This window comes from Flavihumibacter rivuli (genome assembly GCF_018595685.2).
GTDB lineage: Bacteria > Bacteroidota > Bacteroidia > Chitinophagales > Chitinophagaceae > Flavihumibacter > Flavihumibacter rivuli.
Genome location: NZ_CP092334.1, coordinates 1394673 through 1417608, shown reverse-complemented (window position 1 = coordinate 1417608; position 22936 = coordinate 1394673). Strand labels below are relative to the sequence as shown.

Genomic DNA, 22936 nt, shown 5'->3' with positions numbered 1-22936 from the left:
CGCTGCGCTACGAGGGCACGGTGTGGACATGTGAAAATGTGACTTTTGCACCAACCAATGTATTCCTACAACCCAAAAAGAAAACCAGTTCAATCAGCAAAGGTTATGTAACTACTACAATTAGATTGCCCTTAGCTGGGCAAAGCGCAGGGACCCTATTTTTGTTTATTCAGGTTAGTGTTCAATTCCCTTTGGTCCTCCCATACCCCAATGGTAAGCGCAAAATTCGACTCCTTCCAATGGTTAGCGTAAAGACCACATGTACACACCTCACCCGCCGGAGCTTTAGCGCAGGCGGGTTTCCACATCCCTACCTGGTTGGCGTAAAACTCTCTCGTTTTCAATGAATCCTATCCCCGCGGACTTCCAGTGATTGTACCATGTCTGCTTCGAATTCCAGCCATTCCTTCCAGCGTTTGCGGACCTTTTCCTTAGCGATATAGTGTTCCGAGAGTTCAATGAAAAGCTTGTAATGGCCGGCTTCGCTTTCCATGAAGCGGCGGTAGAACTTGCGCAGGTATTCATCTTCTAGTCCCTCGCTCAGGCGCTTGAACCGTTCACAGCTCCTGGCCTCGATCATGGCCATGGTGAGCAATTGGTCCAGCAGCCTGTCTTCGGGATGCCCATCCTTTTTCTGGAAGGACAAGAGCTTGTTGACATATTCATCCTTGCGCTGTTTTCCCAGCTGCAACCCACGTTTATGGAGCTCCTGCAGCACCAGCCTGAAATGTCCCCACTCTTCCGTAACGATCGGGGCCAATTCCTTTACCAGCAGTTCTTTGTCTGAATACTTCTGGATGATAGAAATGCAGGTAGTGGCAGCCTTCTGTTCACAAAATGCATGATCGGTCAGGATCTCTTCCATGGAGAGGGTGGCCAGGTCAACCCAGCGCGGATCGGTTGGCAACTGTAGTCCCAGGATATTTTTTACTTCATTACTTTCTGTCCATTCCATAAGTGCTTAGTAATTTGCTCCCGCACCTTGTACATTCAGGCGCGGCACAAAATTATGAAAGAAGGCTTTCTGGAAAGAAAACTATCCGAGCGCAGGCAGCAGGATGCATTCCGTCAGTTAAGGGTAACGGAAGGGATGGTGGATTTTTGCTCCAATGATTACCTGGGTATTGCCCATGGCCATAAGCTGGCGCCTTATATGGATCATTCCCATAACGGTCATGGCAGTGCAGGGTCCAGGCTCCTGGCCGGCAATACTGCCTTCGCCCTTGAGGTAGAAGCCATGATCGCCCGGTTTCATGAAGGGGAAGCAGCTTTGATCTATAATTCAGGCTATGATGCCAATCTTGGTCTACTCAGTTCGGTGGCACAGAAAGCTGATACCATCATTTACGACCAGTTATCGCATGCCTCCATCCGGGATGGGATCCGACTGGGGTTCGCCCAGTCCTTTTCTTTCCGGCATAATGATGTTGAAGACCTGGAAAAGAAACTGGCTTCGGTAAAGGGTGAAGGCGAGGTGTTCGTAGTAACGGAATCGGTCTTCTCCATGGATGGCGACCAGGCTCCCCTGGCTGCAATAGTTGCACTTTGCAAGCGGTACAATGCCCACCTTATTGTGGATGAAGCCCATGGGTTTGGCGTTATCGGGGACAGGGGGGAAGGCTTGCTGCATTCGCTGGGTATCCACCAGGAAGTATTCGCCAGGGTATATACCTATGGAAAGGCGGCAGGTGTGCATGGTGCTTCGGTTGTGGGTAGCCGTTTGTTGAAGGATTACCTGGTCAATTTTTCCCGGTCGCTGATCTATACCACAGCCTTACCACCGGTAGCCATTGATGCCATCAGGTGTGCCTACCAGCTCATCCCTCAGCTGCAGGCAGAGCGGCAGCAACTCGGGGAACTTATCCAATGCTTCAGGAATGCATCCATCCCTTTCCAGAAACTGGATTCCTATACCCCTATCCAGGGGGTTGTGGTTCCCGGGAACGAAGCGGCCAGGAAGGTGGCCAGCTCATTGGCTGAAAAAGGAATGGATTCGCGGGCTATCCTTTACCCTACCGTACCCAAGGGTGGGGAGCGTTTAAGGATCGTGCTGCATGCCTTCAATACGGTTGAACAAATAAATGACTTGCTCACTGTATTGGCCGGTGCCGGGCAATAAAAAATCCCGGAGCAAAGGCCCGGGATTCCATGGCTGAGATAACCAAAACAACAAACGATACTTATTTGAATAGGCTGATGGCAAACAGTCCGATGAAAAGCAGCCCCAGCACTAGTTTCCAATTAATTCCCTTTTTGGTAGATAAGGTGTCCATAACGTCGGTTTTATAAGGTTAACGAATACGATTACCTATATGACATCTGACGCTTTGGTTGGTTTAAAGGTTACCCCTTCTTAACACAAATTTCTGGACTTTGTTGATGGACCGCAATACCCTGAAGGTGGTAGCCAACAAACCGGACGGGCTATTGCGACATTTCAAATAAATGGTACTTTTAACAGGTTATAATTGCTACATATGAGAATTGTATTCCTTACCCTTTCGGCTCTGGTAACAGTCGGTCTGGTCTATTTGCTGGATACCCGTTCTGTATTACCCGCCCCGTTAGGCAGATTGCTTAGTCCCCAGCATGGTGTTTGGCAGAATGCCGAGCCTGCTTATGCCTCTTTTGACGAAGACCTGAGCTTTCCCCAACTCAAGGGAAAAACAGAAGTCTATATTGACGACAGGCTGGTACCGCACATTTTCGCGGAGCAGGAAGAAGATGCCTATTTTGTTCAAGGTTTCCTGCATGCCAGGTTCAGGCTATGGCAGATGGAGTTCCAGACCCATGCGGCCGCAGGCAGGCTGGCCGAGATCCTGGGGGAAGGCCCGGGAGGAAGGATTCTGGAATACGACAGGAGTATGCGCCGCCTGGGCATGATCTATGCAGCGGAGCGTTCCCTTGAAGAGGCAGAGAAGAATCCAGCTTCCAAAATGCAGTATGATTCTTATGCTGCAGGCGTGAATGCCTATCTGGAACATTTACCGGAAAGCCAGCTGCCACTTGAATACAAATTGCTGGGCTATAAGCCTGAAAAATGGAGTCCCCTGAAAACGGCGCTCTTCTTAAAGTACATGAGTTATGACCTCGCGGGCCATGAAGATGACCTTGAGTTTTCCAATGCCCGCAGTTATTTTTCCAAGGCCGACTTTGAGAAGCTTTATTATTACCTGGCTGACTCCTTAAAGCCCATTGTTCCCAATACCCCGGAAACAGCCTATCCAACTACAGGGGCGGTTGATCTGACACCACCCGCAGATGCGGACTCCCTGTATTTTGCCTATAAGAACGATTCGCTGACAAGGGTGGATCCCAATAAACCCAACCCGGAGAACGGAAGCAATAACTGGGCAGTTGGAGGTAGTAAGACCAGCAGCGGAAGACCAATCCTGGCTAATGATCCGCACCTTGGATTGAACATGCCTGCCCTATGGTTTGAGATGCAGATCACTACACCCCAGTTCAGTGCCTATGGGGCCACTTTCCCGGGCTCGCCGAATGTGATCATTGGATTCAACCAGGATATTTCATTTGGTTTCACCAATGCAGGAAGGGATGTAAAGGACTATTATTCCATTGAGTTCAGGGATAGCAATATGGACAGCTACCTGTTCAATGGCGAATGGAAGCAGGCCGACAAAAGGATCGAAGTGATCAAGGTAAAGGGTAAGCCGGATTTTTATGATACGGTAGCTTACACAATATATGGACCGGTGATGTATGACCATTCCTTTAAGGCATCAGAAAAGGACAACCAATACCTGGCCGTACGCTGGAAAGCGCATGATCCCAGCAACGAAGGGGTAACCTTTTATGGATTGAACCATGCAAAGAACTATGATGATTACCTGGCCGCGATCAAGAATTTCACCTGTCCGGGGCAGAACTGCCTCTTTGCCTCCAAGACCGGCGATATAGCCATCTGGCAACAAGGGGAATTCCCGGCGAAATGGCGCCGCCAGGGCGATTTCATCATGCCCGGCAAGGATAGCAGTTACATGTGGAGGGGAATGATCCCACAGGAAGAGAATCCACATATGATCAATCCTTCGCGAGGGTATGTAAGCAGCGCCAACCAATTGTCCGTTGATGGAACCTATCCTTACTATACAGGAACGGTATTTCCCATCTACCGCGGGTTGATCATCAACCGGATGCTGGAAGGGCTCAACCAGATCACACCGGAAGACATGATGGAGATGCAGGTGGATAATTACAATGTAAAAGCCGAGTTTGCAAGGGATGTATTGATCCGCACCCCTGAAGCATCATTGGGTGCTGTAGCTAAAAAGTATTTTGAGATCTGGAAGGCCTGGGACCTGCGCAATGATGTAGACAGCAAGGGTGCAACAGTTTTCAATCTTTGGTGGGGTGCGCTGGAACAGTCGGTGTGGAAGGATGAGTTTGATAAGGCGGGCCTTCCAGTGCCATGGCCCAATGAATATGCGTTGGTGGAAAGCCTGAAGCGGGATAGTGCCTATAGCTTTATTGATGACATCAATACCGGTGAGGTGGAAAAACTGGAAGATATCCTGGCCCTCTCACTCACCAGCGTTGCAGATTCTTTAGCTAAGATTGAAGCATCAGGCAGGCTGGAGTGGGCAAAGTTCAAGGATACCAAGGTAAACCACCTGTTGAAAGTGATGGATCCGCTAAGCAGGCTTCACTTGCCTGTTGGCGGCGGAAGGGGTATCATCAATGCGACGAACCATGACCATGGCCCGAGTTGGCGAATGGTGGTGCATATGACAGATGAGATAGAGGCCTACGGTGTTTATCCTGGTGGCCAGAGTGGTAATCCCGGCAGCCGGTTCTACGATAGCTTTGTGGACCAGTGGGCAGCAGGCAAATACTACAAGCTCTGGTTCATGAAGCCCGGTGAAAAAAATGACCCAAGGGTAAAATGGAAAATGACTTTTTACAAAGGATAAGGATCGATCAACAACAAATAGCACTCATATGAAAATATTCATTTCAATAGTATTGACCGCTTTATTGGCTTTTGCCTTGAGCATTTACCTTCCCTGGTGGAGCATTGCCGTGGCCGCCTTCCTGGTGAGCCTGTTCATTCCCATCAAGCCATGGCAGTCCTTCCTTACCGGTTTCATTGCACTCTTCCTTTTATGGGCAGTAATGGCCTGGTTCATCAATGATGCCAATGAAGGACTGTTGGCATCAAAGGTTTCACAGATCATCCTGAAAAAGGATAACCCAACCATGCTGGTGTTGCTAACAGCATTGCTCGGTGGGTTGGTAGCCGGATTCGCTTCACTGACCGGCAGTTTGGCGAGGGGACTCAGGAATTCCTGATCATCAATCATGATACCTATCAAAACCGGGAACCAGCATTCCCGGTTTTGTTTTTATGGAATGTTAAAACCAGTATGATCCACGAGGAATACCAATTTGCCCTGAAGGTTCTTCTTGCAATGCTGATTATTTTCACCCCCAGACCTAAATGACCACCCGTATGCTTAAACGATTACTCAATGTTGTCTTAGTTCTGGTCTTAACCCTAAATGCCATTGCGGCCACCATTACCGGGAAAGTGTTGGATGCCCAGGGCAAGGCTTTGCCTTATGCATCCATCTTTGTAAAGAATGGCAGGCAGGGTACTACTGCGGGGGTGAATGGGAATTATGCCTTAACCCTTCCCCAGGGAAAGTATGTGCTGGTGGCACAGTATGTTGGGTATGGCCGGCAGGAGAAGGAGATTGTGGTGGAGGAAGGGAAGGATATGGCAGTGGATTTTATCCTGGCCCTGCAACAGGTAAGCCTTAATGAAGTGGTGGTAAAGGCAGGTGGAGAGGACCCGGCCTACGAGATCATCCGTAATGCCATCAGGAAGCGGAAGGAATATGCCAACCAGCCGGCATTCTTCCAATGCGAAGTGTATACCAAGGGTCAGTTGCAATTGCGTGATTTTCCAAAGAAATTCATGGGGCAGAAAGTGGATTTTGAGGATGGGGATACCAGCAAAAGAAAGATGATCTACTTGTCGGAATCCCTTGCGCGTTATTCGGTGAAAGGGGGAAACAAGTCAAAGATCGAAGTATTGTCCACAAGGGTGAGTGGCCAAAGCAATGGATTTGGATTCAGTAACCCGGAAGTGATCAGCTTCTACGAAAACAATATCAAAATCGGCTCCAGCCTCAATCCCCGCGGGTTTATTTCACCTATAGCCGATAATGCCCTCCAGTTCTACCGTTATCGATATGAGGGAAGTTTTTTTGAAGATGGCAAGGAAGTCAATAAGATAACGGTTATCCATAAACGCAAATATGAACCTGTTTTCAGTGGCACCATCAACATAACGGAAGGCGACTGGAGGATCCATAGCCTGCAACTAAAGTTGCTGAAGACATCGCAGATGGAACTGGTCGATACCCTCAGGCTGGAACAGCTCTACACCCCATTGACAAAGGATCAATGGGTGATCCGCAGCCAGGTGATCTATCCTTCAGTGAAGTTTTTCGGTTTCGACGCATTTGGCAGTTTTGTGAACGTCTATTCAAAGTTTGACATCGATCCTGCCTTCCCGACTAAATTTTTTGATAATACGGTCATTAAGTATGAAAAAGGGTCCAATAAATTGCCGGAAGCTTATTGGGATTCCATCCGGCCTTTGCCCCTGGAGCCGGCAGAAATAGTGGATTACAGGAAAAAGGACAGCCTTGAACAGGTACGGCGGGACCCTCATTACCTTGATTCAATTGACCGTAAGCGAAATAAACTGAGTGTTGTTGGATTGTTGCTGACAGGCCAGGGTATCAGCAAGCAGAAAAGGAGGGAGAATTATTTTGTTAGCGGCCTGCTTCAATCGGTAGGATTCAATACAGTAGAGGGCTGGTACCTGAATCTAACAGGGAACTACACCCGAAGACTGGATAGCCAGTTCACGGGTAGGCGGATCAGTATTGAACCGGTGCTTCGTTATGGTTTCAGCAACAGGCATTTCAATCCCTCCATTACCGCCAGGTATAATTTTGGGGAGAAGTATTATACGCAGTTGGAGGTGTCAGGCGGAAAGAAAGTATTCCAGCTCAATAATGCCAATCCCATCAGCAATTTTGGCAATAGCTGGGAGACCCTGTTCCGGGAGAACAATTTCATGAAGATCTATGATGCCTGGTATGGCAGGCTCAGGTACACCAGGGGAGTGGGAAGCGGGTTTACGCTATTGGCTTCGGCCCAATACCAGGACAGGATGCCGTTGGAGAATACGACAGATTATGTGTGGCGCGATTTCAAGGACAGGACCTATTCCCCCAATTACCCTACTGATATCGCCACCAGCAATTTCAGCAGGCACCAGGCTTTTATATTGACTGCGGGATTTAACTGGAGTCCCGGTACGCGTTATATCGCCTTCCCTGACCGCAATGTGAACATAGGTTCGAAGTATCCCAGTTTTTCAGTGTCCATGACCAAAGGCGTAAAAGGGATCCTTGGTAGTGATGTCAACTACCTCAAATGGCGGGTAGGGATGCGCGATGACCTTGACCTGAAGTTGGGAGGGCAGTTGCGCTACCGCTTGTATACCGGTGGATTCCTCCAACAGGATAGGGTAGAGCTGCCTGACCTGCTGCATTTCAACGGTAACCTCTTGCTGCTGGCGACCAATTACCTGAATAGCTTCCAGATGCTGCCTTACTACAAGTACAGCAATGCCAATAAACTTTACGGGCAGGGGCACCTGGAATACCACCTGAATGGGCTCCTCACGAACAAGATACCGGGCTTCCGTAAACTGAACTGGCACCTGGTAGGGGCAGCCAATGCCTTCCTGCTGGATGGAGGGACCCATTATGCCGAACTTTCATTGGGTCTGGAAAACATATTCAAACTGGTTCGGGCAGATGTTGTCTGGGGCTTTGAACAAGGGCTGTTCAGGGGAGCCTATTTCAGGATAGCTGTACCCGGCATTTTGAGTGGAAGTGGTGAGGAGTAAGGAATTGGGTGAGGACATTCCTTTGTAGCCTGGCATTTCCCCTTATCGTTTTTCGTGTAAACTCCTGCCGTCAGGACCTGCCTGGAACAGCCTGATTTAACTGCTGGCAACCTGCCTGAAAAGCCCTATCTTTGCGGCGTTTAAGAAATTTTGTTCACCAGGCAAGTGTCCTTAAAATTTCCATTTAATGGCAGTTTTACACAATCGTATCTCCCAGGCGGAGTTGAAAAAGCGTTTATTCGAAGAAACCGAACCACGCACCACTATTTCCTTCTACCAGTATTTCCCGATTGAGGATCCCCAGCAATTCAGGGATGAACTTTACAAGCATTTGTACGAGCTCAAGGTCTTTGGCCGAATCTATGTTGCCCATGAGGGTATCAATGCACAGATCAGCGTGCCAAGTCCCCATTTCGAGGCCCTGAAGCAATACCTCTATTCCATTGAACCATTGAATGGCATCAGGCTGAACATAGCCGTTGATGATGATGGCAAGTCATTCTGGGTGCTGAAGGTGAAAGTGAGGGAGAAGATCGTTGCGGATGGTATTACTGATCCCGGTTTCGATATGCGAAATAAGGGTAGGTATGTGAATGCCGAAGAATTCAACAAACTGACAGAAGATCCAGACACCATTGTGATCGACATGCGCAACCACTACGAATATGAAGTGGGCCATTTCGATAAGGCCATTGAAGTGCCCAGTGATACCTTCAGGGAGCAATTGCCCATGGCGGTGGAGATGATGAGGGATAAAAAGGACAAGAACATCATCATGTATTGTACCGGCGGTATTCGTTGTGAGAAAGCCAGTGCCTATATGTTGCACAATGGTTTTAAGAATGTGTTTCACCTGGAAGGCGGGATCATCCATTATGCCAATAAGGTGAAAGAACAGGGATTGCCCAATAAGTTCAAGGGAAAGAATTTTGTGTTCGACGAACGGTTGGGTGAGCGCATCAGCGAGGAGATCATTGCCAAATGCCATCAGTGCGGTAAACCTGCAGACACCCATACCAACTGCGCCAATGAAGGCTGTCACCTGTTATTCATCCAGTGTGAGGAATGTGCAGCCAAACATGAAGGTTGCTGCAGCACTGAATGCCAGGATATCATCCACTTACCGGAAGAAGAGCAGGTGAAGATCAGGAAAGGCATTACCAAGGGCCCGAATATCTTCAATAAATCCCGTAGCCGTCTCCGTCCACGATTGAGCTGAGCAGATGCGCTGGTTGGTTTCTGGTCAACCAGTGCAACAGTTTTGCAGCTTTTGGAAGAGCAAAGGAACAATAGGTCCGATTGATTGTTATGTTTGGCATTGTTTAACCATACATTGCTCATAAACAGCCGGCCCATGATCGATCAGTTATTGCTCCAATCAGGTTGGATCCGGGAGGATGCGGTAGAAAATATAGATAAGTTGGTAGATCCTTTGGAGAAACGAAGGATGCGCATTTTCAACCGGCTTAATTTCCTTGGCCTGTTAACCGGTATCCTGTTGCCCATCGCCGGCTTATTGAATAATGATGAACTTCCTGCCATTGCCTGGGTAGTAGCCTGTTCACCGGCCTTTATCAGTGGCACGGTACTTTGGTTAAGTATGCTGGGTCATACCACGGCAGCCCTGATGGTCTATTTTACCAGCTATCCTGTCCTGAGTTCATTGGTATATGCTGCCAACCTTGACCTGGGTATTGAATTGTTCTTCATTCTTTACGGCGTGCTTTCCGTATTCTTCCTGCCCAAATTGTGGCAGGCCTTTTTCTGTGGTGCCATAGCAGCCCTTTGTTACATCCTGGTGTATGTATTGAAAAGGGATTATACCATTCAACTCTCCAGTTTGAATTACCCATTCTTTGTGGGAAATCATTTGCTGGCCCTCTTCTTTATTTTCTATGGCCTTTACCTGATCAAGAAAGAGAACACGGGATACCAGGAAGAACTGATACAGTTCAATGAGAAACTTCAGGCCCAGAAGTTACTGGTGGAAGAGCAATCAGCCCAGTTGAGTGACCTCAATAATTTAAAGGACAAGTTGTTTTCGGTGATCGCGCATGACCTGCGGACACCTATGTATGCTTTGAAGAACCTGTTCCGCAATATTGAGAAATATGACCTCCCTGCAGAAGAGGTAAAGTTGATGATACCCGATATCAACAAGGAGATGCAATTCACCACCAACCTCATGGAAAACCTGCTGCAATGGGCGAAAAGCCAGTTACAGGCAGCAGCGGCCCATCCGGAAGAACTGAACCTTGCCATGGTTACCGAAGAGGTGTTGAACCAGGTGCATCTGCAGGCTTCCGGAAAATCCATTGAGATCCGCAACCGTCTTCCAGGGGAAATAGGGGTTTGGGCGGATCGGGACATGACGCAACTGGTACTCCGCAACCTGCTGTCCAATGCATTGAAGTTTACCCCTGAAAATGGAATGGTGATAATAGGCTCTCGCGAATTAGATGCGCATGTGGAAGTTTATGTAAAGGATAATGGTGCGGGAATGTCGGCCGAAACGATTGAAAAATTACAGGAGAATGCATTTTTCACTACGCAGGGTACCAATAAGGAAAGTGGCACGGGACTGGGGTTGATGTTGTGCCGGGAATACCTTCACCGTAACGGCGGCTGGCTGTCAATCCGTTCCGATTTAGGCCAGGGCAGTGAATTCTGTTTCACCCTTCCAAAGCGCCGGTTGGCCTGATCCCTGCCGTCAACAGCATAGAGGGCAGGTGTCCGGCTTCCGAAACGGTGGTGGATCCTATCCCTTCCCGCAAAGCGGGATTGGCTTGTTTAATCTTTGTTGGACTTCACCAGATCCAGCCTATTCATTTTTTTTCATGCCCTGAATATTTGGTAAATTACTAATATGAAAATCAGGCAAAAAAACCAGGCAGCTGGCATCTTACCATTGGTAGTGCTGGTGATATTTTCCTCCTGTGCCAATTCTTACCGTTATGTTGAGAAAGCCAGGAATAGTCCGGAGTTGAGCGAGGTGAAGGTGTTGGTGCGATCATCGGGTAAGGGCTATGCCAATGGTTTCCTGAACGACGTGCATACCCGTGCACTCAGGCATTTTACAAGGGACTTCCCCGGTGCTACGGAAGTGACATGGTACCAGGATATTGACTCCTCCATCGTTTATGGAAAGCTTCCCCAAATGCGTTTCAAGGCCGCTTATTCAAAGAAAGGGGAAAGGTTATACACCCTTCGTTATTACCTGGATAATTCCTACCCATATTACCTCGATCGTGCGGTATCGGAAGCCTACCCCGGTTCCAGAGTGGGAAAAGTGGCGGAATGGGCCTCCAGCCAGAAAACCATTTACCGCTTGTGGGTGGACCAAAGGGACGGTGCCTCCTTCGAAATGGAGTATGACAACGGGCGCCTCTCGAAGGTAGGTCCGGCAGCAGGATTCTACGGTATCGCTATGTATTAGCCCCTCCTTAAATAGGGTAATTAGGACTAACTTTGCCCCGCGAACCCAAAAGGGTTGGCGGAGTGAAAGAGTATGAGATTATTCCCGGAATCGGCCGTTGTTCAACTGGAGTTTGATAAGATCAAGACCCTACTGGAAGCCCATTGCAAGACCGAGTATGCAAAGGCCAAGGCAAGGGAGTTGCGTATCCATACCCGTCAGGAATTCATCGAGAAGGAACTCAAGCAAAGCCATGAGTACAAGCAACTGCTGCTGAATGGCGTGTATTTTCCCAATGACCATGTTTTGAACCTTTCCCGCGACCTGAAGCTGCTTTCCATTCCCGGTGCAGTTTTGAGTGGGGAGCAGTTCGTGCATATCCGCAAACTGGCGGAGAGCCTGCAAAGCATATTCCGCTGGTTCGATAATGAACGCCGTGTGGCCAATGCCGGCCTGGCCGATGTGATCGAAGGAACCTATTATGAGAAGACGATACAGGAGTTGATCAATGATGTGTTGGATGAGCATGGCAATGTACTCGACAATGCTTCGGAAGAATTGCGCAGGATCCGGATCAGTCTTTATAAGAAACGTGCTGACCTTCGCCGGATGTTCGAGCGGGTGGTACAGAAACTCAATAAACAAGGCTACCTGGCTGATATCGAAGAATCCTTCCTCAATGGCCGTAGGGTAGTGGCCGTATTTGCCGAGAACAAGCGCATGATCAAAGGTATCCTGCATGGCGAAAGCGATACCAGGAAGACTGCCTTCATCGAGCCGGAAGAGACCATTGAGCTCAATAACGAAGTGTATTCCCTCGAGAATGAAGAGAGCAGGGAAGTGTACAGGATATTGCGGGAACTTACTGCCAGGCTTTCCGTATATGCGGAATTGCTAAAAACCTATCACGATATCCTGGGCGAATATGATTTCATCAGGGCGAAGGGAAAATTCGCCCTTGATTATAACGGTGAATATCCACAGGTGAGTGAGAAGCCTTTGATCAAACTGGTGAATGCTTATCACCCTTTACTATTCCTCTATAACAAGAAATCGGGTAAGCCCACCATTCCGGTCACCATCCAGCTGGATGACAAAAGCCGGATACTGGTGATCAGTGGGCCGAATGCGGGCGGTAAAACAGTAACGATGAAGACCGTGGGGTTATCGCAGATGATGGTGCAGGCAGGCTTGCTGGTGCCTGTCCATCCGTCCTCCCAGTTCGGCATCTTCAAACAACTCATGATCCATATTGGCGATACCCAGAGCCTGGAGTTTGAGCTGAGTACCTATAGCTCCCATCTCAAGAACATGAAGTATTTCATGGAGATGGCCAATGGCCGGACCCTTTTCTTCATCGATGAATTGGGTAGCGGTTCAGATCCCAACCTGGGTGGAGCCTTCGCGGAAGTGATCATGGAAGAGCTGGCAAGAAAGCATGCCATGGGTATTGTGACCACCCACTACCTCAACCTGAAGGTGATGGCCAACAAGACCCCCGGTATCATCAACGGCGCCATGGCCTTCGATGAGCATAGTCTTATGCCCTTATACAAACTCATTATCGGTAAGCCGGGAAGTTCCTATACCTTCTCTATTGCCGAGCGCATCGGGTTGGAAAAGCGATTGATCGATCGGGCGAGGAACCTGGTGGATGAAGACCATTTCCGTCTCGATAAACTCCTGAACCGTACCGAGCAGGACCTGCGCGAATTGGAAAAGAAGGAGAAGGAACTGAACAAAATGATCAAGGAAAATGAGCGCCTGAAAAAGGAGATGGAGCAGGTGATGAACAAGGAGAAGCACCAGCAACAGGTAGAACTGTTGAAGCACCAGAATAAGATCACTGAAGATCGGATCAATTACCTCAAGGATATGGATCGCAAGATGAAGCAGATCCTGATCGAATGGAAGAAATCGGAAGACAAGGAAAAGGTGATGAAGGAAATGTTCGCGCTGCTCTTCAAGAAGGATGAGAATAAGGTGGTGAACAAACTGCAGAAGAAGATCGAGTCGAAGTTCGATGAAGTGGGTGGTGAGATCGCGGTGGGGGTTAAAGTAAAGATGCGCCGCAACCACCAGGTGGGAGAAGTGATCGAGATGAGGGGCAAGCGGGCAGTGGTGAAGATCGGGCTCCTGCCCATGCAGGTAGATATTAAAGACCTGGTGGTAGTAAAGGAGAAGAAGGATGTAGAAACCTGATGCCTTTAACAGGGGCGGATTTTATCGATTTATTGCTGCTGTGATACTGGTGATACCCAATCACCTTTTTAATACTGGGACTGCCAATAATTTGGTAACTTATGGTATCCTATTGATAAGCCATTTCCGGTTGGTAGCGATTTCTTTAACCCAAAAAAGAAAAAGCATGAAATGGTTTCATCGGTTATTGGTTGCCGCTACACTTTTCCTTTTCCCCTCTGTCTATTCCACTAGTGAAGCGCAATTTATTAAGGATATCAAACGCCGGGCGGAAGAGAAGCTCAAGCGCAAGGCCGGCGATAAGGTGGAAGAGGGTATTGATAAGACCATTGATGGCACCGGCAAGAAGAAGCCCGATGGCAGTGGCAATAATTCCGGCACAGCTTCTTCAGACAAGACCGGAACTGCAAACAAGAAGGGTGGTGCAGTGGTAGTGGAGGATGATGCTAATGCTAATGCTAATGCAACCCCAACACTAAAGTCCTATTCCAAGTTTGATTTTGTTCCCGGCCAGAAAGTGGTGGCCATGGAAGATTTCGGCCAGGATGCCATTGGTGATTTTCCTGCCAAATGGAATACCAATGCAACAGGGGAGATCGTGAACCTGGATGGGCAGCAGGGAAAATTCCTGATGTTATCTAAGGAAGGGGTATTCATGCCGGAATTCATCACCAAACTGCCAGATAATTTCACCCTTGAAATGCAGGTGTTCTGCAATCCAGAGTTCAGTTTCTACAGTAGCGGACTTTATTTCATGTTTGCCGCATTAAAGGACAGGGATAAAGAATTTGGCAACTATAAGATGTATGGCCAGGCCAACCGTGAGGCGGTGGAAGTGTCCATCCATCCAACCGATGCCGGTGGCAACAGGGGACATTCCACCTTTAAGGTTTGGGTGGACAATAAGGAGACCATTAAGAATGAGGCCAGCAATAGCAAGTTCCATGCGAAGACCCATAACCAGGTGAAGGTTTCTATCTGGCGGCAGAACCAACGCCTTAGGGTTTACCTGGATGATGAAAAGATTTGGGACATCCCGCGGGCATTCACGATGGGTAAGGATTACAACAGCCTGCTCTTCATGATGGGCGGCACCCACCAGGCCATCGACCGGTATGTGATCGGTTCCATCCGCCTGGCCATCGGGGCTCCGGATACCCGCAACAAACTGATCAATGAAGGTAAGTATTCTACTACCGGTATCCTCTTCGATGTGAACAAGGACCAGATCAGGCCGGAAAGTTTTGGCACCCTGAAGGATATCGCGAATGTATTGAACGAGAATGCAGCAGTAAAAGTGAAGATCATCGGCCATACCGATAGTGATGGGGATGATGCGGCCAATCTGGAACTTTCCAAGCGCAGGGCCGCAGCGGTGAAGAGTGCCCTGGTGAACGAATTCGGAATCGCTGCCGACCGCCTGGAAACCGATGGCAAGGGCGAAACCCAACCCGTTGGTGACAATACCAAGCCCGAAGGCAAGGCGCAGAACAGGAGGGTGGAGTTTGTGAAGATGTGAATTTTGCGCTAACCAGGGGAGGATGTGGAAATGTGGAAATGTGAAAATGTGATCTTTGCGCCAACCATAGGAAAAGGTTTGGGGACTTGCCTGAGCTTTTGCGTAAGCAAGAGTCCAAATCTTTTCACCTCATCAGGGTCTCCCGCAGGGGACCCTGATGAATGGAAGGATGGAATTCCATCGGGGGCCTCTAGGACCGCGCCCGCTGAGGTATTATACTTTCATATCAGCAAGCAAAGTTGACACAAGTTGACTTCAGGAGCTGTTGGTGATAACGCACAACAGCGGCTCAGAATATAATTGCTTCTTTATAATCAACGACGCAGATCACTTATACCCGCCCCCGTTGCGTCTTATGACCAACGGGTAGTTGGAATCGGATGTACTCTAGATGTTTTTTCACAATAAGAATAGACGATGATGATGGTTTTGCTTTTATTAGCTTTTAATGATAGAAAAAACTTCGGCGATCGGTGGTATTAGCGTACATCGTTTTAGTTACCAAGCAAAAGGCTCTCGTTAAGGATCCATAAGGGTATCATCCTACTATTCATCAGGGTCCCTTTCAGGAGACCCTGATGGGGTGAAGAGTATACCCTGGTGGGGAATATGAATCACCTCTTCACGCATCGCCCGCAACAGCTTTAGCGTACACAAGAGTCTACATCTTTACACCTCGCCCGCCGCAGCTTTAGTGCAGGAGGGTGTTCACATCCCCACATTTCCTACCTTCACCCAACAGTACTACCATATGAAAAAGTTGTTTTTTATCCTTGCCGTTCAATTATCAATCGCCGCTGCCATGGCACAGGACCTCAATGTAATGAGCTTCAATATCCGCCTCCATACGGCGGCGGATAGCCTCAATGCCTGGCCCTACCGCAAGGACCTGGTTGCTTCCCAGATCCTTTACCATGAGGCCCATATCATTGGCGTGCAGGAGGCCTTGCACGACCAGATGATGGACCTCCAGCAGCGGCTGCCGGGTTACCAATATGCAGGTGTGGGCCGGGATGACGGTAAACAAAAAGGGGAGTATTCCGCGATCTTTTACGACACCAAACGACTGGAGGCCCTGGAGAGTGCCACCTTCTGGTTATCGGAAACACCGGAAGTGCCGGGAAGCAAAAGCTGGGATGCAGCCATCACCCGTATTGTGACCTGGGTGAAATTCCGGGACAGGAAAACGAAGAAGACCTTCTACGCCTTCAATACCCATTTCGACCATATGGGCAAGCAGGCCAGGAAGGAGAGTGCCCAACTCTTACTCCGCCAGGTGGAAGCCATTGCCGGTAAGATCCCGGCGGTGATCACCGGTGATTTCAATGCCACCCCTTCCGATGAACCCATCAGGGTGATCCTGGATAACAGCAATTCCCTGCACCTGAAGGATTCCAAAGGGTTATCCGCAAGCCCGCATTACGGACCAACCGGTACATTCAATGGCTTTACCAGTAAGGAGCTGAATAATGAACCGATCGATCATATTTTCCTGAAAGGAAACTGGAAAGTGGGCAGCCATGCCACGATCTCCCAAACCTGGCAGGGCCGATTCGCTTCTGATCATTTTGCGGTCATCGCGCGGCTCGTTTTGTAAAGAATGAGTTTTCCTCAAATGAAAAATGCTTACCACTTGGGTAAGCATTTTTTATGCAGGGTCAACGTAGAGACTTCAGGAATGGATATAGGACTGCAAATGGGAAATGGTAGCAGCCTGGTTGGCGATCACCGCCTTAATGATATCGTTGATGGATACGATGCCGACCAGTTCGTCGTCGCCCTTAAAGACGGGCAGGTAACGGATATTGTTCACCGACATCAACTGCATACATTCATCAATGGAGCTGTCGGGGGAAATATGGGGCAGGTCGGTAGACATGATATCCATCACCTTGGTGTCGGTGGAGGATTTGCCTTTCAGGATCACTTTTCGGGCATAATCCCTTTCGGTCAGCAGGCCGCGGTAATCCTCACCGCTTAATACCAGGATAGAGCCTATGTTGTTATCGGCCATGATCTTCAGTGCATCCAGTACGGTGGTCTCAGGAGCTACGCTAACCAGGCTCCGGCTCTTTACTGCCAGAATATCGGCAACCTTTTTCATGTCTTAGTTCTTTTGGTTCACCCATAAGTTACATATTTAATTTGAAATGAATAAATGGTGTTGGGGCTTATCTTTACCCCGAACAACGTAAAACCAAGTGACTAATGGGAGCAGAGCAGGACAGGCTGAAAGAGCCGCACTGGAAAAAATGGGGCCCCTACGTATCGGAAAGGCAATGGGGAACCGTTAGGGAGGATTATACCGAAGACGGCAATACCTGGGAAGGAGTTACTTACGATATGGCCAGGAGTTATGCCTATCGCTGGGGAGAGGACGGGATCGGGGGAATCTGTGACGACCAGCAGCACATCTGTTTTGCCCTGTCTCTCTGGAATAAAAAGGATCCCTTCCTGAAAGAGCGGTTCTTTGGGCTGACGGGGCCACGCGGGAACCATGGGGAGGATGTGAAGGAACTTTATTACTACCTCGACAATACGCCCACGCACTCCTACATGAAGATGCTGTACAAGTATCCGCAGCAGGAGTTTCCTTACGAAAGGCTTTATGCCGAGAACGACCGCCGGTCCAGGCAGGAACCCGAGTTTGAACTGGTGGACACCGGGATATTTGATGAAGGTGCCTATTTTGATGTGTTCATTGAATATGCCAAGGCCGGCCCGAAAGACATCCTCATCAAACTTTCAGTAGCCAACCGCTATAAAGAAGCTGCTTCATTATCACTGCTGCCCACCGTCTGGTTCCGCAACACCTGGTCCTGGGGAAATGACGACTACAAACCCGTAATGCTGGCGGATGGGCCCAATACCATTGTGCTCAACCACCAGCGGACAGGAAAATACTATCTCTATTGCAACGGCAATTGCGACCTTCAGTTTTGTGAGAACGATACGAACTGGAAAAGGTTCCTCAATAAAAAAGGCATCCAGCCTTTAGCCAAGGATGGCATCAATGATTTTATCGTCAACAAGAAACGCATGGTGACGAGCAAATCGAAAGAAGGTACTAAGGCCGCTGCGCACTATAACCTGAACATCGGCCCGGGTGAAACCGTGACGGTCCAATTGCGCCTGACAAATGAAGCCCTTGATTACCCTTTTCATGACTTCGATGCAATCTTTTGGAGAAGGATAGCAGAATGTGATGAGTTCTACGCTGGTCTGCAACACAATATCCCTTCTGCAGAAGATAGGAAAATACAACGCCTGGCTTTTTCCGGGATGTTATGGACCAAGATGTTCTACTATTATGATGTTGAGCAATGGATCATGGGTGACCCTAAAAGGCCGGCTCCCGGTAATCGTATATGGGGGCGCAACAATGAATGGATGCATTTGAATAATGCAGATGTCATTTCCATGCCAGATAAATGGGAGTATCCATGGTATGCAGCATGGGACCTGGCATTCCACTGTATTCCCCTGGCTGTGTTGGACGCCCAATTCGCAAAGAACCAGTTGATGTTGCTGACGAGGGAATGGTATATGCACCCGAATGGCCAACTCCCTGCCTATGAATGGAATTTCAGTGATGTTAATCCTCCATTGCATGCATGGGCTACCTGGCGGGTGTATGAGATCGATAAGCATGCCAATGACGGGAAGGGGGATATCGCTTTCCTGGAGGCCCTTTACCATAAGCTGCTGTTGAATTTCACCTGGTGGGTGAACCGTAAGGACCACGATGGTAACAATATCTTCCAGGGAGGCTTCCTTGGACTCGATAATATCGGGGTCTTCGACCGTAGTGCGCCTTTACCGGGCGGTGGTCATTTGGAACAAAGTGATGGTACAAGTTGGATGGCCATGTTTGCCCTGAACATGCTCAGGATATCCGTTGAGCTGGCTACGCACAATGAGGTGTATTCGAATATGGCGACCAAGTTCCTCGAACACTTCATCTATATTGCCAAGGCCATGAACAGCATAGGGGAGACCGGCACCGGGCTTTGGGATGAGGAGGATAAGTTCTTTTATGATGCCCTGCGCAAGCCTGATGGCAAGGAACTGAAGCTGAAGGTAAGGTCGATGGTGGGGTTGATCCCTCTATTTGCAGTGGAAGTGATAGACCATGCCTTGTATGATAGCATCCCGGATTTCGAGAAGCGCATGGCCTGGTTCCTGAAGCACAAATCGGCCTATGCCAAAGTGGTTTCGGAATGGGGTGATATCCGCTCCGAATCCAAGCACCTGCTCAGTATCATCAGGGAAGACAAGCTGAAGGCCATTTTGCAACGGGTATTGGACGAAACCGAATTCCTGAGTGATTACGGGGTGAGGGCCTTGTCGAAATACCATGAGAAGCATCCGTTCCATATTGAAGTGGAAGGCAATCGGTTTGGGGTGAGTTACCTACCGGCAGAATCAGACAGTTCGATGTTTGGTGGCAACTCCAACTGGCGTGGACCGATCTGGTTCCCGTTGAATTACCTGCTCATTGAATCATTGCAGCGCTATCATTATTTCTATGGCGACTCCCTGAAGGTTGAATGTCCGACCGGATCCGGCAATTACATGACCCTGGATGGGGTAGCCGACGAATTGTCGAAGCGGCTCGTTAAACTCTTCCGCAGCACGGATGAAGGGGAACGGCCGGTGTATGGCGATTATGAATTGTTACAGAAGGATCCTTACTTCAGGGATTATATTCTCTTCTATGAGTATTTCAATGGCGATAATGGTAAGGGACTGGGGGCTGCCCACCAGACAGGTTGGACAGGCCTGGTGGCGAAGTTGTTGCAGCCAAGGCATTGAGTTTAAGCAGTCAGGAAAGGGAATATGTTAGTAAAAAACCTGTTGTGTGAAAACGCGACAGGTTTTTTGTTGATGTGCTATAATCCTTTCTGGTAAAGGGTTTTGGAGGATATTTACAGTAGGGTTGAGGGGCATGATTTGATGCCTGAAAAAAAAGTTGGAGATTTTTTTTGGAGAATGGTTCCAAACCCTAATTTTGCGCCCGGAGAGATGGCAGAGCGGTCGAATGCGGCGGTCTTGAAAACCGTTGACTGTAACAGGTCCGGGGGTTCGAATCCCTCTCTCTCCGCCTTCGGTCGCTGAAGCGACCTTCGGCGGACAAGGTCCGCAGAAGTTGCGAAAGCGATGTAAGCCAGCTGAAGTTTTATACTTCAGCTGGCTTTTTTGTTTATGGAACTATCTTCTCTCTTGTACCTCCTTGCATCAATATAGACCAAGTGCGACACTATTTCTTTGGTCTGATGCCTCCTCATTAAGGATCACCGAAGCGAAGTGTCGGATTCTCCCGCTTCTCCATCAAAGGTTGCTAAGGCAACAAAATTCAGTGGATTATCCAGGATTATGCTGCCTTTTTGGGGCCATATCCTATACTAATAAGCGCTCTAAAAAGACCTCCACAAGCATATATATAAGACCGCATTGGTAAGCCTGTAAGTACAGGCGAAGCTGATAAAGATTACTGGAATAGGGTATCCGTCAGTATTTCCGGTAATTATATAAATCCATCCCTCCATGGTATACAGTCAGGCCAATTCCCGAATCTAGCTTTGTGTTGTGAAATTATTCTTCATGGTTTAAGAGATCATAAATGGAAACAATAATTAAAATTTCGGCTATGCAGTGACATTGAAATCTACTCCCTTTAGTTCCTAAGGTATTGGTAGCGATATATAAGGAAACAAAAGTGGTTCACTGTTCCATTTGAAAACGGGTAATCGCCCGTTAGGGTTTCTTCCAAAATGATCAACTAAACTCATTACTTAAAAAATTGATGCTGATGAGAAAGATTATTCTAATTGCAGTCCTCTGCTTTTCTTTCATCGCCAATGCGCAAATTAATAGTGTAAGCCTGCAGGCAAGTGGCCTTACCTGCAGCATGTGTAGCAATGCCATCAGTAAAGCATTGAAGTCGCTCGATTTTGTATGGAAAGTTGATCCCGATATTAAAACGTACAGTTTCGAGATTTCATTTAAGCCAGACAGTAAAATTGACTTTGAATTGATCAGGAAAAAAGTAGAGAGTGCAGGATTTTTTGTTTCTGCTTTTTATGTAAGCCTGAGTCTTGATAGTATTCCTGTAAGTTCCGGAGTACCTTTTGTTATTCAGGATATGACATTTCTGTTTGTGAAGGAGAATTACCGGGTTCCCTTTGGAAATGGGAAAGTAAGGATTTTGGATAAGGGATATGTTCCATTGGAGGAATATAAACGGAATAAGTATCAGGTCCAATCTTCACAAGTCTATCATGTTGCCCTGGTAGCCAATCAATAAAATAATTATAAATAATTTTCAATGAAAAGGCTTGTTTTAATTATCTGCATTTTTCAATCCTTAACAGCAGGAGCACAAGAGCTCTTTACTATGACCGATCCTGCAAGCAATATTGCTGCCAAAAGTATTTCAGTAAGGGTTGATAATTCGATAATGGATGAGGTCAATTCTTCAAAGATCAACTATCACCTTATTCCTGAAGTAGCATTGGGCCTGTCAAAGAAATTGATGTTAAGGGGTAGTACTTTTTTCAGTAACCGAAATGAAGTTTTCAGAAATGAAGGGGGTAGTATCTATGCTAAGTATCGGTTCCTGAGCAATGATGCCATTCAAGCGCATTTTCGTATGGCTGCTTTCCTTACGATCAGTTACAACAATAGTGATGTCCACCAGGAAGAAATAAGTATGTATGGACATAATACCGGAATGGAGGCAGGTATTGTGGCTACTAAGTTGTTACGAAAAGTCGCCTTATCATCTTCAGTCTCATATGTGAAAGCATTGGATAATGGCAATAATAACAAGTTCATTTATGGGCAGGAAAACAGTAAGGCCATTAACTACACTTTCTCTTTTGGAAAACTTATGCTGCCGAAAGAGTACAGGGATTATCGTCAGACGAACTTTAACCTGATGGTTGAAGTATTGAGCCAATTCAATACCGGTTCAGGTAAATATTATGTAGATATAGCCCCTGCAATGCAATTTATATTTAATAGCCAAAGCAGGTTGGATATAGGGTATAGAAAAGAGATCAGCAGCGATCAGGAGCGGACTGCCCCAAATGGTTTTTTCATCAGGTTAGAGCATAATTTCTTTAATGCTTTTAAATAGGCAGTCATTCCCTTTGTATGTGAGTTTAAATAAAAAAATTTCTTTATGATCCAAAGCAGCCCTGGAATGCTTTAATCATTATATCGGTTCAATTTTTCAATACATCTTTTAATTCAAATTGTAAATAGGATGAATGCAGCAATTATTGGGATATCATCAGGCTTTTTAGCTATTATTTTTATCCTTCTGAAGCGGTATGATAAGAGGGTAGTATATGGCTTGTTGCTTACAGGTATCGGATTCCTATATGTCGGATTTGCATGGACAAATGTGCGGGAATTGATCATTAATGTGGTTCAGGCTGTTTTGTTCCTGAATATTGCCTATTTCGGGATAAAAAAGAATATTTACCTGCTTGCTGCCGGTTATTTCCTGCATGGTATTTGGGATTTTTCTTATGGTTATTTCTGTGATCCCGGACTTGTTCCACCCGATTATGATTTGTTTTGTCTCACATTCGATTTTGTAGTTGGGATTTACCTGGTGCTTTTCAAAAAGCAGATAATGAGCAAAGGGCTAAGCAAAGCTATTTGTTAGTGCTGCTTTTCGTATCAATTTACATTTATAGGTGTTATATAAGGGCATATTTTCAATCATTTCAAATCGTTGTAGGCTACAAATTCGCTGAAAGCCAATACTGAAAATGCTTTCAAAGAACTATTAAATTCATCATCAAAACGCTGGTGACAGTAGGAGAATATTGAA

16 protein-coding genes and 1 tRNA gene are annotated in these 22936 nt (G+C 47.5%); 15 read left to right on the top strand and 2 right to left on the bottom strand.

What is annotated here, in order from left to right:
- Positions 1-340: 340 nt before the first annotated feature.
- Positions 341-955 (bottom strand): MiaE family protein, encoded by a 615-nt coding sequence (locus tag KJS94_RS06260; protein WP_214446455.1) that lies wholly within the window; start codon positions 953-955, stop codon positions 341-343.
- A 54-nt stretch (positions 956-1009) separates the two neighbouring features.
- On the opposite strand from KJS94_RS06260, the gene KJS94_RS06255 reads away from it, so the two are divergent.
- From KJS94_RS06255 to KJS94_RS06210, 10 genes are all read left to right on the top strand, one after another.
- A complete protein-coding gene (locus KJS94_RS06255; protein WP_214446454.1) occupies positions 1010-2119 on the top strand; it encodes an aminotransferase class I/II-fold pyridoxal phosphate-dependent enzyme in 1110 nt (369 codons plus the stop codon).
- A gap of 358 nt (positions 2120-2477) precedes the next feature.
- On the top strand, positions 2478-4934 hold the full coding sequence (locus KJS94_RS06250) for a penicillin acylase family protein (protein WP_214446453.1): 2457 nt from the start codon (positions 2478-2480) through the stop codon (positions 4932-4934).
- 28 nt (positions 4935-4962) lie between these two features.
- Complete coding sequence (locus tag KJS94_RS06245; protein WP_214446452.1) at positions 4963-5313, top strand: hypothetical protein; 351 nt, start codon at positions 4963-4965, stop codon at positions 5311-5313.
- A 160-nt stretch (positions 5314-5473) separates the two neighbouring features.
- Complete coding sequence (locus KJS94_RS06240; RefSeq protein ID WP_214446451.1) at positions 5474-7954, top strand: DUF5686 and carboxypeptidase regulatory-like domain-containing protein; 2481 nt, start codon at positions 5474-5476, stop codon at positions 7952-7954.
- 187 nt (positions 7955-8141) lie between these two features.
- The gene (trhO, locus tag KJS94_RS06235; protein WP_214446450.1) at positions 8142-9173 is read left to right on the top strand and encodes an oxygen-dependent tRNA uridine(34) hydroxylase TrhO; all 1032 of its coding nucleotides are present in this window, start codon (positions 8142-8144) and stop codon (positions 9171-9173) included.
- Between the two features lie 135 nt (positions 9174-9308).
- Positions 9309-10655, top strand: a complete 1347-nt coding sequence (locus tag KJS94_RS06230) for a sensor histidine kinase (protein WP_214446449.1) — start codon at positions 9309-9311, stop codon at positions 10653-10655.
- 165 nt (positions 10656-10820) lie between these two features.
- Positions 10821-11390, top strand: a complete 570-nt coding sequence (locus KJS94_RS06225; RefSeq protein ID WP_214446448.1) for a hypothetical protein — start codon at positions 10821-10823, stop codon at positions 11388-11390.
- Between the two features lie 72 nt (positions 11391-11462).
- Positions 11463-13571, top strand: a complete 2109-nt coding sequence (locus KJS94_RS06220; protein ID WP_214446447.1) for an endonuclease MutS2 — start codon at positions 11463-11465, stop codon at positions 13569-13571.
- 166 nt (positions 13572-13737) lie between these two features.
- Positions 13738-15090 carry an OmpA family protein gene (locus KJS94_RS06215; RefSeq protein WP_214446446.1) on the top strand — a complete coding sequence of 451 codons (1353 nt, stop codon included), beginning with the start codon at positions 13738-13740 and terminating at the stop codon, positions 15088-15090.
- 751 nt (positions 15091-15841) lie between these two features.
- A complete protein-coding gene (locus KJS94_RS06210; protein WP_214446445.1) occupies positions 15842-16687 on the top strand; it encodes an endonuclease/exonuclease/phosphatase family protein in 846 nt (281 codons plus the stop codon).
- A 75-nt stretch (positions 16688-16762) separates the two neighbouring features.
- On the opposite strand, the gene KJS94_RS06205 is transcribed toward KJS94_RS06210, so the two are convergent.
- Positions 16763-17194: a CBS domain-containing protein gene (locus KJS94_RS06205; protein WP_214446444.1), complete on the bottom strand. Its 432-nt coding sequence runs from the start codon at positions 17192-17194 to the stop codon at positions 16763-16765.
- Between the two features lie 104 nt (positions 17195-17298).
- Here KJS94_RS06205 and KJS94_RS06200 point away from each other — a divergent pair, with 104 nt between their 5' ends.
- From KJS94_RS06200 to KJS94_RS06180, 5 genes are all read left to right on the top strand, one after another.
- Entirely contained in the window at positions 17299-19905 is a 2607-nt protein-coding gene (locus tag KJS94_RS06200; protein WP_214446443.1) for an MGH1-like glycoside hydrolase domain-containing protein, read from the top strand.
- 204 nt (positions 19906-20109) lie between these two features.
- Positions 20110-20194, top strand: a tRNA-Ser gene (locus KJS94_RS06195).
- Between the two features lie 708 nt (positions 20195-20902).
- Positions 20903-21397 carry a heavy-metal-associated domain-containing protein gene (locus tag KJS94_RS06190; RefSeq protein WP_214446442.1) on the top strand — a complete coding sequence of 165 codons (495 nt, stop codon included), beginning with the start codon at positions 20903-20905 and terminating at the stop codon, positions 21395-21397.
- Between the two features lie 21 nt (positions 21398-21418).
- Complete coding sequence (locus KJS94_RS06185) at positions 21419-22231, top strand: hypothetical protein (protein WP_214446441.1); 813 nt, start codon at positions 21419-21421, stop codon at positions 22229-22231.
- A 129-nt stretch (positions 22232-22360) separates the two neighbouring features.
- Positions 22361-22768 (top strand): DUF6010 family protein, encoded by a 408-nt coding sequence (locus KJS94_RS06180; RefSeq protein WP_214446440.1) that lies wholly within the window; start codon positions 22361-22363, stop codon positions 22766-22768.
- Positions 22769-22936 lie beyond the last annotated feature (168 nt).

Coding starts and splice junctions, on each gene's coding strand:
- KJS94_RS06255 (WP_214446454.1), top strand. CDS start 1,010: ATGAAAGAAGGCTTTCTGGAAAGAAAACTATCCGAGCGCAGGCAGCAG.
- KJS94_RS06200 (WP_214446443.1), top strand. CDS start 17,299: ATGGGAGCAGAGCAGGACAGGCTGAAAGAGCCGCACTGGAAAAAATGG.
- KJS94_RS06225 (WP_214446448.1), top strand. CDS start 10,821: ATGAAAATCAGGCAAAAAAACCAGGCAGCTGGCATCTTACCATTGGTA.
- KJS94_RS06205 (WP_214446444.1), bottom strand. CDS start 17,194: ATGAAAAAGGTTGCCGATATTCTGGCAGTAAAGAGCCGGAGCCTGGTT.
- KJS94_RS06220 (WP_214446447.1), top strand. CDS start 11,463: ATGAGATTATTCCCGGAATCGGCCGTTGTTCAACTGGAGTTTGATAAG.
- KJS94_RS06240 (WP_214446451.1), top strand. CDS start 5,474: ATGCTTAAACGATTACTCAATGTTGTCTTAGTTCTGGTCTTAACCCTA.
- KJS94_RS06245 (WP_214446452.1), top strand. CDS start 4,963: ATGAAAATATTCATTTCAATAGTATTGACCGCTTTATTGGCTTTTGCC.
- KJS94_RS06180 (WP_214446440.1), top strand. CDS start 22,361: ATGAATGCAGCAATTATTGGGATATCATCAGGCTTTTTAGCTATTATT.
- trhO (WP_214446450.1), top strand. CDS start 8,142: ATGGCAGTTTTACACAATCGTATCTCCCAGGCGGAGTTGAAAAAGCGT.
- KJS94_RS06250 (WP_214446453.1), top strand. CDS start 2,478: ATGAGAATTGTATTCCTTACCCTTTCGGCTCTGGTAACAGTCGGTCTG.
- KJS94_RS06185 (WP_214446441.1), top strand. CDS start 21,419: ATGAAAAGGCTTGTTTTAATTATCTGCATTTTTCAATCCTTAACAGCA.
- KJS94_RS06260 (WP_214446455.1), bottom strand. CDS start 955: ATGGAATGGACAGAAAGTAATGAAGTAAAAAATATCCTGGGACTACAG.
- KJS94_RS06210 (WP_214446445.1), top strand. CDS start 15,842: ATGAAAAAGTTGTTTTTTATCCTTGCCGTTCAATTATCAATCGCCGCT.
- KJS94_RS06215 (WP_214446446.1), top strand. CDS start 13,738: ATGAAATGGTTTCATCGGTTATTGGTTGCCGCTACACTTTTCCTTTTC.
- KJS94_RS06190 (WP_214446442.1), top strand. CDS start 20,903: ATGAGAAAGATTATTCTAATTGCAGTCCTCTGCTTTTCTTTCATCGCC.
- KJS94_RS06230 (WP_214446449.1), top strand. CDS start 9,309: ATGATCGATCAGTTATTGCTCCAATCAGGTTGGATCCGGGAGGATGCG.